A 12,740-nucleotide genomic window follows, 5' to 3' on the forward strand; every position below is an offset into this window, starting at 1 on the left:
CTATATTCCCGGCGTCGTCAGGTTCTGAATTATTCTGCCACTTGCCGTCGGCACATACGACGGACTCTCGCCACTGCGATTGCCCATCGTGGCATTGATCTCCTGAACCAGGCGCTGGTAGTGTTGGTTCAGTTTTGTGTCATTCAGACTTACCACCACGGGTTGTTCACTGTCCGCTTCACCTGCTCCAACGTCGTCTTTCTCAACTCCTGCCAGACTGCCCAGGTATTTAACCAGCCGTTGCCCCCGGCGAATGATCCTGTTTAGAAGAGACAGGGTTCCGTTGCCTCCACTCTGAGCAGCCAATGCATCCTCCGGGATGCTCTCATTCAGTGGGCGTTTGCCATTTGACTGCGGGGCGTCGACTTGCGCAAGCACCTCACTCATGTTTAGCACCTTGTTATTGACGATCAGGCGCTCAATGGTCTCGCCTTCCTTGCTGAAAAAATTTTGCACCCGAAGGCTCTGGCTGGAGTTTGTCGGCTCAGCGCTATTGTCGCTGTTTTTTAGCAGGCCAGTATTTGGCGAGACCGTCAGGATAAGATCCCCGCCTGCTTTTTGATAGTGCAATGTCTGGCAGTCATGGGTATTAACCTCGAGCTGGTCAGCCGTGCCAGTGGCGTTTGCCAGAACCCATGGGTCAGTGTTAGAGAAGTCATCGCCAGCAAAGTAGTAAGTGGTGCTCTCTTCATCTATCAGGTACTGATGTTCGGGGATTTTTTCATGCAAAAGTGAATAGCCAGATTTCAGCCGTTGACGGATGAATTGCTTGTTATCCAGAATCCCGTCATCCAGCTCCAGACTGTCTGGCCAATCATTGGCATAGAAGAGGTGAGGGTATTGCCAATTGCCCATCCTCACCAGATGTTTGATACCGGATGCCATCATGTTTATGCCTTCAGGCGACGGGAGATGCCGACTGATGACCAGTTTCTCAACAGCATAACAGTTCAGCGCCCGAATTTTTCTGCGTGGCCTGAGGGCCTCGGTTTCCAAAACAACCCGGCCATCCCGGTAGATGGTTAGAAACCCACTGTCATCTATTGTCATAGCCAGGTGCTGACGGGGGGAGGTAAAAAATGGCATGACCTTTCTATGAAAGACCCTGACGCCCTTCGTTAGCCTGATCTCCAGCCCACCAGGTTTCTGGCTCAAGCTGATGGCATCAGAGCCGTCAGCATCGGCAAAATGAATCAGCGTGCTCCCGGCCCGTGTTAGCCCGCCGAGGGGCAAGTCCTGGCGAATCCAGGTTGCCAGGATAAAACTGCCGCCAGTGACCGGAGGCGGCAGCAGGCGGGATAAGCCGGCTGGACAAGGAGCCTGGTCACTACTGTCAGTGGTATTGCGCTGAGCCAGCGGACGCCAGCTTGCTGCCTGCAAATCCGTAAGGCTGACACCTTCCAGCTGAACCCGGTTAAACGAAGAGGGGTCAAAGAACAGCTTCACCGTGCCATTTTCTTTGCCATCTTTCTCAGAATTTTCCAGTTCCAGGCTGACAAGGTTATTGCCGGGGCCGGGATATACGCTGGCACCACTGCTTTTAAGATGAAAAATATCATTTCCCGACTCTCCGAACAGCCCGGCCTCCGGCTTGACCGTACCCGAGATGAAGAACACGTCATCACCTGGCCCGCCATGCACCGATGCCGTGATATTGCTGAGCTGGTAAGTGCTGTCCAGCCGATTGTCAACAGTCAGCCTGGAGTGATAGTAACTCCGAAGGTTTTGGCCGGTCAGAACTCTGGCTTCGTTACTGACCGGATCAATCGTTGTCAGGTGCCAAATATGCTGCTCCAGACTGTCAATAAAGTGCCCGGTAACCAGACTGCTGTCTTCGCGTACACAATGGGGAACGTGCCGTAAATCGATGCTGAAAAATATTTGTCCATCGTTGTTTACTTCCAGAAGGGTATAGTTTTCGGTCAGCCGCCAGTCCAGCTTTTCCGGTTGTACCCCATGCAATATCAGGCTATTCCCGTTGTCCCGGTCTATGATTTGGGTGCCATTGGCCTGGGCGTGGATAACGTAAGTATCCGGACCCAGGTGACCAGAAAGCAGGTCCGGGCCCAGGTTCGCCACCATCCGGTCAGCGTCTTCGCTACCATAATGTCGGTTGTATCCTGTTCCCCCGATGGTGGTGGTGATTGAACTATTGCCCCTGATGTGGGCAGCGGAAATTATGAAAGTATCATCGCCCCCTTTGCCATCGACGGTGAGTCCGGCGAGGGCCGGGATTTCGAAAAAATCGTCGCTGGTCGGGCCATTGAAAACCTCAAAATTTCTGACCGTGGAATCCCATGTCTGATAGGTGACCTGCGATCCGGGCAGCCGGAACGTAAAGAACAAACGACTTTTGATGTTTATATCCGGTGAGCAGGGTTGCGTATCGTTTACAGGACAAGAGTGGCGCACTGAGTTTTTTTGCACCGACAGTTTCAGCCGGACAAATTCCGGGGCAAGGGTTGCCTGGCTTAAGTCCAGTGTGTCTTTGCCCGGACCACCGTTAAAATGGATATAGGCGGGCAGCTTCAGAACAAAAAGGTAGTCATCCCCTCCCTGGCCATTAAAACTGCGCAGGGCACCTCTGGACACATAAACGTTATCGTTATCATCACCGGAAAATCTTATGTTGCCCTTCCCGGTGTCCTCCAGGATAAAGTGATCGACCGTTAAACCATTCTTCAGGTCGACCGTCACATCACGACTCACCGACAAATCAAAGACCAGTGTATTGGCACCGCTACCGCCGTCCAGCGAGGTACCCTTCTGCCAGGGGGCGTCAATGATGACCCGGTCGTCTCCGTCCCCCATGCTCACCTTGTCCAGGCCACCCCCGGTGCTGAAAATATCCGTACCATTGCTGCCAAAGTAGCTATCATCTCCGGAGGTCCCGGCAATCTTGTCCATAGCATTGAATAGGGTCTGGTGATAGCGCCAGCTGCCGGTTGAGTCAGTATTTCGCCATCGGGTCTTTATGATGCCCTCTGTCACATTGACGGTCATGCCATCCAGTTGATACTTCAAGAGGGTCACCTTGGCGGTCAGACTTCTGGAGCTTCGCCGCAAGAGCCGGGTACTATAAACGACGGCAGACTTGTCATGTACCAGCTGGTTGTGTCCCTCTCCGCCGGTAATCACTGTCGTATTACCCAGGCCAACCGTGAACAGGTTATTGCCTCCCATATCCTGCAACCGGTCATCACCTCCCATGCCCAGCAACACGTTATCCGTGGATGGGTTGCCCGTCAGCTGATCATTGCCCGGGCCGCCAATAATAATGGGGATGCCAGAGTATGAGTCTGAAGACAGGTCAAGGTGAACCGTCGGCATAATCACCGAGCTGTTGTATAAAGGGGAGGGACTGCATTTGCGAATAAAAGGAGTCTCGAAGGTATAATCCATCTCCAGCATGTTCAGGGTTTTGGCCATTGGCTGACCGGGGAATATTTCGGTCCATTTAGACAACGAGGTATATTGGCGCGCCTTCCTGAATCCCGGTATCACCTGAGGGCGGCCATGTTGTTTTCTGCGACCGTCTGCCCCGGTTTCAAACAATGTTAAAGTCAGTGTGTGCCATAACTCCAACAAACCAAGACCCTGGGGCACAACAGAGAGACTCCGCAAAATATCAGAACCTTCAGTGAGCACCTGCTGTTGATTCAGCTTAAACGTCAGCTTCCGTAAAACACCACTGCCTGGATTGCATCTGGAAGAGGCGAAACCAAACTCAACCACCAGCGTGATATTATTGCTTTCCTGGCTGGCAATCCTGTGCAGGCCAGCGCCGAGGGTTTTTCCTTCATCGGCAAGGCTTTCCAGCTCAGTCTTTTGACGCCATTGATCCCGGGGGAATTGACCTACCGGTTTTTCAGGGTAGCGATTTAAAAATGCCAACATCTCCTCTTGGGTAAAGGCATAGTCATCCACTACTCTTGTGATCCGGCATGTTCTGCTGCCTGAATTAACACGAGTCGAGAGGGTAGTGTTCCTAAGGGTTGTCAGAGCCCCGGTCAGTGACCGGGAAGGTTGTTTGCCCGCCACGTCGTCCCAGTAAATACAAGTATTGACCTGTACTGTGTTGAAGTCGGATAAGCCGGGGGTATGAAAGACAAATGTCGCATGCTCATCAGGCTTTTGAGCGTCAAAAAGCAGGTTCAGGCTCTGGTCAAAGGGATTAAACGTCAAACTGGCCTTCTGACGGTGCTCACAAGAGTTACCGGCTATTTCCCAACGGACGACCACGACTGGCCATTTTCCTGTTGCAGGCTTCTGGTGTTGATAAGCGTGAATTTTGTGATTGCCCAGATCGCTGCCACGACGCAGCAAGATGATGTCCGAGTGAGTGCCCGTGTATACCTCATGCCAGCCCTCACCCAGCATCACCCTGTTAAAGCCGCTGCGCAACCGGATAGAGGTTTCTCCGCCGTTGGCGACCACCGTGTCGTTCCCGCCCCGGACATCCACGACATTGGTGCCGTTGGTGATAACGAACAGGGTATTGCCGTGGTCTCCCCAGATCCTGTCATTGCTCGGGGAGCCCTGAATGACCTCTACCTGTTCCAGATGCTGCCCTGTCGACGAATCAGACGGGTTCCGGTGGCTGAGGTCCAGCCTGACCCCATTTTTTTTAAGACGGTAAGAAACGGTATCCCTGCCAGGACCTCCATACACCTCGTTCGAGCCCTCACCCAACAACGCCAGGTCATCACCCGTCCCCAGGTGGATCAGGTTGGTGCCATCGCCAGCACTGACAACATCATTCCCGCCCAGGGTATGGGCTACATTTTTACCCCCCCGCAAATAAATTTTGTTGGGCTCGGCGGTTCCCCTTACTATCAGACCTTGCTTCGAACCCACCACATTTTCAATACCGCTAATTGTCCCCCCGGTTTCCAGCAGCTGACAGAGGGTTGTGTAAAATACGGTGGGCTCATTGGGTTGGTCTCTTTTGCTGCGTTCTATCAGTCCCTGCTTGCTGAAGTAATACACGTCCTCGTTTGATTTCAGGTAGATGCCCTGATTCGAAAAATAGACATGACCTCTTTGTGTATGTCCTCTCCAGTTGCTGGCGAATTTGTACAGGATTTTCCCAGCGTAATAGAAGGTCTGGCTGCTGTACTGATCAGAAATCCGTTTTACGCCTGTGTGCTTTTGATCGTACCCCGTCAGTAAATGTTCAGATATCAATACTTTGTCGTCTTGTTCACGCAGGTAGTCAGCTTTTATTTCTGACAGCGGGGCAATGTATAATTTCTTTGGATTCAGATCCTCGTCGGGGGTGGATGCGGTGGTTCTGAAACTGCGCTCCGATATGCGAAAGAGCAGAAGAGAGGTTGTTCCCCCTGTTTCCCTGCCATCCGGCGCAAGGCGTTTAAGGTTGTGGTCTTGCAGGTATTCAGCAAAATGGTTACGCCAGCGTCCCTGTTCCAAGTTAACCTCGAAGAATGCCCGGGATTCTGTCCTGCGAAGGTAATGGTAACCCTTAACCTTTTGCGAGAAGTTGTTGATTCTGGAGTAAGGAAACCTGACCTCTGCCGGCAAAACCAGGGTATCTTTTCCATACCCCCCTCTAATGTTTCCTCTGCCTAAACCCGGTTGCAGCACGTCATTGCCAGTACCGCCATACTGTTCGATATCGCCAAGGCCATCTACGAGCCGGTCATTATCAGCGCCGCCGGACTGTAGCGCGCCGTCAAAAAGAGTGTCATCACCGGGTCCGCCAAAGCCTTTCCCGCGATATTGCAGATAGAGGACGTCATTACCTCGGTTGCCATAGGCACTCCCTGAATCGCCGATCCAGATCCTGTCATTACCGGGGCCCCCAAACGCCGTCCCTGACTTTTCGATCCGGATAATATCGTGGCCGCGGCCTCCTTCTGCTTTACCTTTCTTAAGGATCAACTGGTCATGGCCTGTTCCGCCATAAAGCTCCCCCCGGTCAGCGATCAGGGTGTCATTGCCACCCAGACCATAAAATATCTTGTAACCTTTCTCACCATACATATAGTCCTGCTCAGACGTCCCACTCAGCACTCGCCTGAGGTTGAGCTTATCTTCAAGAGCAAGTCCCTTGTCTCTTTTACCATTCAGAATTCGGCTAATAGATATCTTCAATGACTCAAGATTATCCTCATACTTATCCTGATCAAGAAAATCGCTGGCGTCCTGGAAGAGCTGAAACTTCCTGTAGCCCGCTTTCTCAAATTGATCGGCCTTGCCGTCAACGTATTTCTTGAATTCGTCGCCCGCCAATAAAGCCTCGAAATCCTGCCTGGCGTTAGGTGGCGGCATCAGTGCCGCCAGGGCAGTCTGCACGAAGCCCAGCAGTGTGCTGACCAGGTCCACTAGCAGACCCAGCTGTGGACAGAGGAAGTCCAGCGCCGTACTGAGCACATCAAGGCCAAGCGTCATCAAATCCAGGCTCATCATTGCCACAAAAAGGGTCGCCTGTTTGTGGTTGCCAGCCTTGCTTGCCGCATCGGCGTTTTCGACATTACCGTTCAGCGAAAGAAAACCAGAGACAATAGCAACGACATTGCCAATAACCGGTAAAGCCCTGGCAACCATTCGCGACGCTTTCGGGCCCAGTTTTAAAGCGACGCCAATAGTCCCTGCCGGATTTTTCGTTTTGACAAGGGTTTTGCTCAGCAACCAGTTGCCGCTCATAGCGAGGGTGTAGGTTGAGCCGATGATGTTCAGGCTCGTCCCTGCATAGGCCATGTCCCTGGCATCATCAGGCATCGCGTACCCGTACTTTTCCAGATTGATCAGTGTCATCGTGGACATGGCTAAACCAGCGATGGCATTCCCTGCGCCGAAACCCACTCTGGCTCGGGTGAATTTCTTACTCCGGTCCAGCCGGTCCAGCGTGCGCATGAATTTCCCTTGCCATCTTTTCGACCCGCCTCCAGGTGTGGTGTCACCGGGCTCAGAGCCATCGCCGCCGGTATGGCCTTTTCGGGGCTGGAGGCGCGCCATGAATTCCGGGCTTGCAAGCAGCTGTTCCTTGACATAGCGGGTGTCGTCGGCGCTGTAGCCCGAGTCATTGAGCAAAATGACCATTCGGTCAATGACTTGCTCCGGCGTCAGTCCCTGTCGTTCCGCCAGCGCTTGCCGTAACAGATCAAGAAGATTCTTTCTAAACCTCGGATTGTCGAGAATGTCCTCGGTGGTAACCGCCGCAAAACGTCCCTGTTCCAGCAGCAGGAAGGCGTCTGCCAGCAACCCCTTGTCACCAGCAGTCTGTCTGATATTAATGAAGCGTCCACTGACCTCAATGGCATCCAGGTGACTGCTGACCCGGTCCATCAGGGCCATCAGGGTTCTGACCGGCCCGAAGCCGTAGCACAGTTCGCAGTCTGCATCGGGCAGCCTTGTTGCCTGACCGGCTGGCAAACCTGTCTGGTCCAGTTTCTGCAGGGCCTCCCGGAAATGACGGTCGGACATATCAACCATGTCAGCCATCTGGCCAAAATCGATATCACTTCTGAGTGCGGCAACGCTGTCGGCCACATTCTGGCGAATATCTCTGGCCAGAGTGCGGGCTTCGGAGGAACTTTCCCGCTTCAGCCTGTCCGCCATCCCGATAAAGCTGGTCAGACGTTCCAGCAAGCCGGAGAGGGTCAGCTTGCCTTCCTTAACCGTGAACTCGCTGACCAGCGACTCTGGCGACAGGCTGTCTATGCCCTCGGGTAGTCTGACTCGCTTCTGTTGCAGGGCCAGGAATGTTTTTGTCTGATCCTCTGGTTTCTGTGCTTGGGCGGCTTGCAGGAGAGCCAGTGCTGCCGCGGCGGTCAGCGGACTGTCAGCGTCGCCATTGCCCAGCACCAGTGTGTGTTGGGCAGGCATCAGGTAGGAGGCATCGGCGGTCATTGAAGGGTCGGTCAGCACCCGAATCATCAGATTGCCGGAGGTCAGCGAAAATGCCTTTTTCCCGGTCAGGCTCAGTAGCCCGTTGAGCCGCTGATAAAGCCCGGTGGCAAGCCTTTCAGGCAGGGAACCCAGCGCGGTGACCTCTGCCGCAAGCAATTTCCCGGCGATGGTTTCGGCCAGACCGGCCGGGATGGCTGACTGCCGGGTATATTGCAGGAAACCCTCTGCAAACTGCTGGCGGGTGACATCGTCCATCTTGTCAATAATGGCATTGACCTGGCCGGTAATGTCAATGTCCTTCAGTTCACTAAAAGTCTCATAATGGCGTGCCAGCTGTGACAGGTAAGCCTCGGTGCCCGAAGCACTTTTACCCGGATTCAGGGGCCGCCGTAACAGTTGCTTCAGACCATCCTGTGATTGGGGAGACATAAGCGGGAAAGGATTGCCCGGGCCCGCCGGGGTTATTTTCAGATAACGCCTTTTACCGTCTGCCATAACGATATGACGAGGGCTGCTGGCGGTGGTTTCAATGGTCGTATCCTGCCCCACTAAAGCTTGCACAGACGTTGGTTCTTTGCTCTGGGCGTCCTGCTGTTGGTTAACCGGCAACTGGAACGGCTTGCCGACGCGCTGTCGCAGTTCTACTGCCTCTTTGAATACGGTGTCCACATTTTGCTTCATATTGGCCAGCAGGCCGGTGTCAAAACGCTCCCAGCCGAGTCCCCGGGCAACAAAAGTGCAGGCTTTTTCCAATGCGGCGACTGTGGATGTCCTCGAATTTTTGTTTTCCAATGCGGCGACTGTGGATGTCCTCGAATTTTTGGATGTCCCCGAATTCTTCACCGAATTCTTTATGGATGTCCTCGTATTCCTCTCCAGGTTTGCGATTTCATTGATGTCGTTGTCAGGCAGTATGGCCGTTACTGCATCGGTGACTCCCAGGTGTATCCGGCTGGCTGGCTGGCCGTTGCTACTCAGAACCTGCTCCATCTTCCAGTAGATAAAATGAACCAGCAGTGACTTCAGGTAAGCGCTGGCAAAGACTTTTGGCCCGAAAAAGTTTTTTGCCGCCACCCGACTTAACCCCAGCAGCCTGGCGTCAAGCAGGGATTCCATGCCGGAACCGACACTCCAGAAGGCCCGGTAATCCGCGTTGATCAGCTCAGAGCCGGGGGGCGGGGGAATATAGGGGGCGATGGTATGATCAAAGTGGGGAGCTGGGATCAAGGGAGCAGAAGATCGTTTTTCACTGACGATCTTGTTGAAAAGAGTGCGCTCACTGACACTGACTTTAATTTCCCCTTTGGCAAGGCTGTCCTTTATTGCCTGAATCCTGGCGCTATTATGCAGCTCCAAATACGCCAGTGCCCGGCGGTAATCGGCTTCAGTACCACCTTCAGCTAACAGCAGGTTATGATAGCCTACGACCAGTTGCCGATAGAGGCCTGTGCCTGAGGGATTGTCAGCCACCGGGGTCAGTTCGAACTGACGGGTCAGTCCCAGGGGGCGCGACTCACCGTCAGGCACTGTCCCGGTGTTGATCCCGAACTGCCGCCGCACTTGCTGGCGCAAGGCTGACAGCGACCCACCACCACCCTCAAGAGCTTTCAACAGACTGGCACCGACCAGGCTCGCCAGGGTTTCCCGGAAAATAAATGGCTTGTTCCTGTCCTTCGTGCCCAGCCTTAAAAGGACAATGCCGCTGCCTGTCCCACTCACCTCGACACGACTGTCCACCAAGGGCAAGAGAGGCTTGAGGCTGATTCTTATTTTAAACGGGCTATCATCGGCAATGCCCGCGTCCCTGATGGTTTGCACCAACGCCTGAAGAAGGTTCGACAGACGTGACTCAGCCATCCCCCGGGCAATGAGCTGAAGGTCGTTCTGTAATTGCTCTTTGCCAATACGGCCCTTCCGTTGCAGCCTGCGATAAGGCTCCATGAAGACAAGCAGCCTGATCTGCAAAAGACGGTCTGGCCAGCGATCGGGAAGCTCGACGCGAAAGACCTTGCGGTGCTCTTCGCTGCGGATCAGGGTATAGCCAGGCCCTTGGTCGGAAAAAGCCAGGTCATCCCGGCGACCCAGCGTGAACGTCTTTTGGCCGGCTGTGGTCTGAACCCGGGCCTGGTGACGGCCCAGCCCGGTATCGGTGATGAAAGTCGGGGCCTTCCTGCCCGGGCCCGGAGGCAATGGCGGATTTTTTTGCAGGCGATCAAGCCATTTATTGGCCCTCAGGGCATTGGTCCGCAACCTGGTCTGGTCTGTGGTTTCCAAACCTCTGAGCCGCCGTTGAAAAAAATACTCCGCCAGCAGCGGCTCAGCGCCGGTCAGGGACGGTTTTTTGAGCAAATCAACAAGGGTGTCGTCCAGGTTGTCGGTCTGCTGCCGGGACAGCGGTGACAGGGTACGCTCGATCGCGTCCCGGTAATAGTCCGGGTCGGAGGCAGGGGCATGCTGAAGCTCGGCCTGCAGTGCCGCCCCGGCAGGCGGCTGCTGTCTCAACAGTGCCAGCAAACCGTTAAGCTCATCCCCTGCCGGAGCGGCCAGGGGGCTGTTCTGGCTTTCAATGGCAATGAGATGCTGGTTACCCAACCGGGTGACCTTTTGCCGCCCGGTGCTGGTCAGGACAAGGTTTTTCCGGCTACCAGCGGTGACCGGCACATTGTCGTAGGAATCCTCTCCGAGAGGAAGCTGTCCGGGGTCGGCCCATTTATCGCGCACCGCCTTTGCATCTGCCAGTAACGTCTCTGCACGACTTAACCAGGTCAACAACGACTGTCGTTTGGTCGCCGTGAGGGTGCTGCCCCGTCGGTCTTTCAGGGCATCGCTCAGCACACCCTCAAGGTGCCTGGCAAGATCATCGATCCCGGCCAGTGCTTTCAGCTCATCTTTGTCGAGCACAGCCGTGACCACATCCGCCGGGTCAGCCAGAAGTGCAAGCTGCGCAGTCACCATACCCTGGCTGACCAGCCCGCTCCAGGCCACCTGGGTCAAGAGTGAGCGGAGGTTCCCCAGCCTCGAACGACCAGCGCCGGGTAACTGGTCAACCCGTTGGTTGCAAAAATACTGAACCCGCTGAAACAGTAGACGGGTTTCCCTATCTCCTACCAACTGGTCAAAGCCGGACAGGGGCTCGGCAATGGCTTTATAGGCAATGCGGACCTGCTGGCGGGTTTTCACGGTCGTTATCCCGCCTGCTGCAGTGACCACCTGAACAGGCTCGGGGGCGGCAGCATTGGTCTGGACGGTCTGCAGGTCGAACTGCTTGCGAAGTTGATTTTCCAGTTGCAGCAGCGTCCGGTCCCCGGTGATTTTTTTCCCCTGCAACCAGGTCATGGCGATAGCCGGTGAGTCCGACTGGTCAGTACTGGCCAGTGCTGCCCGACACAAATCTTTCAGGACAGAGGCCAACGCCCCCAGGTAATTACTGGTGGAGTGACGTTGCCCGGCCAACACCGCCGGGTCCACCTGCAACAGCACCAGCCTGTTGCCGCTCAGGTCCCCGTTGCCATCGCGGCGATAGGGTATCACCCGGTCAGCGAGAGCCTGTTTGTCGAGCCTGATCACCAGCCTCAGAGGGTTGAGGGGCGCCATACCTGGGAACAGCTTAGTGTCCAGCTCAGTCATAGTGGCGGGTTGGATAAAGCTGTCGGGGAATCCCAGGGCATTGACCAGACGCTGCCCTGCCGGGCTGGCAATAAAGACTCTCAGTTCTGACAGCAGCCGTTGGGCCTGGTTTGCCAGTGGCTGGCCGGGGCGATAGTCGGCAGTAAGGATCACGGCTATCCTGTCATCCGTGCCCGTCAGCGTCCGTAGCTCGGAACTGACGGCTGACAGCCGATGATTTTCCCGGCGGGCAGCGGCCAGTTGCTCCTCCAGCGGTTCCGCCGGGTTGAGTTTGAACAGCCCGTTTGTATCTGACGCGGCATTGTCCAGTTTCAAGCCATAAACTGTCTGGCCATGGTCGTTCTTTTCCAGCACCGGGATCAAGGTTTTCCCGCTGCTGTCGTAGGCGGCTAACAGCCTGTCGTTGGTTTGCAGGCGGATTGCGCGGTAGTGACCGTCATCTTCCGAAATCAGCTGATAAACCTCGCCACTGGAACGCTTGACCGCTACAGGCGTGGTAGTGACCCCTGTGGCCGGAATGACACGCTCTAATCGGGAACCACTGCTATCGTGGATACTGTCATGAAGCGAAGTTCCCTCGCTCAGGGGGGTGGCTGTGATATCGCTATCTGAACGGCTAAGCACCCTGTGCAGCTTACCCTGGAAGGTCAGGAACTCAACTTTGTAATAAGGTTTGCCGGTATCGGTGTTACTGATGTCTGTACTGTCAATGCCCAAAAGGGGATGATCCGCCAGATTTCCCGTCAGGAGCAGGCGGGTTCCGCACCCGCCGACCCCGCGTCGGCAGCGTTTCTGGTCTGACGCATCCGGGTCCTTGATGACGACAACCTTCAACCCGCTTTCAGAGCGAACCAGCCGGTAGGTCGATGGAGCAAACCCGGCTGCATCGGTTACCGGGGCTTGGGAGTTGACCGCTGTTTTAAGTGTGTTTATGAAGCTGATCAGTTCCCGCTGCTCAGGGACCTGATAGGCCAGAACGTCGCTCAGCCGTTCGACCTGCTGATGGCTGAGCATCCCCCTGAACAGGTCCCTGTTATCATTCGACAGTTTCCGGTCAAACTCGTACAGTGCCCTGGCGAAGGTGCCAATATCCGGGTCATCCCGGTGCGTCTGAAGGTAGTCAGAGACCCTGTCAAAGCTCAATGTGAGTAATTCAGGCTTCCAGGCGAACAGCCACGTCATCGCCTGTTTAAAGTCTTTCTGACTGGCGGGTGAGCCAATAGGGTCAAACTGACGCTCAA

The 12,740-nt window shown here is 54.9% G+C and carries 1 protein-coding gene (running past one end of the window); it reads right to left on the reverse strand.

Going from position 1 to position 12,740, the window contains the following annotated elements; all coding sequences use genetic code 11:
• Positions 1–12,740, reverse strand: the 3' end of a protein-coding gene (locus tag ACOMG9_RS08650) for a TcdA/TcdB catalytic glycosyltransferase domain-containing protein (RefSeq protein WP_494530093.1). It continues 15,811 nt past the right edge of the window; 12,740 of the gene's 28,551 nt are visible here — the last part of the coding sequence; its start codon lies beyond the right edge, outside the window; it ends in the stop codon at positions 1–3.

The sequence above is a fragment of the Endozoicomonas sp. PH6C genome, from assembly GCF_059322965.1.